Below are 469 nucleotides of genomic sequence, written 5' to 3'. Positions count from 1 at the left end.
GATTGGTGTAAAGTTCGTATGGTTATTTGTATTCTGGCTTCTTGCCGGTATATCTAGCATTGTCCCTGCTTGAAGCTCTGAGCCTAGTCCTACACCATTAACATCTGCTATTACATACCATAAATCTTCGTCACCGTAATAAAGTTGAGCTAACGCCTTTAGTGTGTCTCCCGACCCAACCTGATGTCTCGCCATTGGTGTCGCGTCACCTTGACTTGGTGCTTTAAAGTGTTGCTCTTTTATTGAGTCGCTCCCTGACTTATTTAACTCCCCTAAATATTGGTTGTTGCTATATAAGTGATAGCTACCCGTGCCGTTGCCTCTAAAGTCCGTGTCTTCTTCAAAACCGACATTTTTCACAACCGTTGTCTTATAATCGACTCGTCTGCCTGAATCTCGGTCATAGTAGCTACGACTCGTATCTCTATCATCGTCCGTCAACACGTGGGTTTGTTTACCTGTTACTTTC

Annotated in this window: 1 protein-coding gene; it reads right to left on the bottom strand. The window is 43.7% G+C overall.

Going from position 1 to position 469, the window contains the following annotated elements; all coding sequences use genetic code 11:
- A partial coding sequence (locus tag BB427_RS24555; RefSeq protein WP_175401310.1) for a LysM peptidoglycan-binding domain-containing protein occupies positions 1-469 on the bottom strand: 469 nt, incomplete at both ends.

This window comes from Pseudoalteromonas sp. BMB, from assembly GCF_001709235.1.
In the GTDB taxonomy this organism is placed as follows: Bacteria; Pseudomonadota; Gammaproteobacteria; order Enterobacterales; family Alteromonadaceae; genus Pseudoalteromonas; species Pseudoalteromonas maricaloris.
This window is presented reverse-complemented; position numbering and strand designations above follow the sequence as displayed.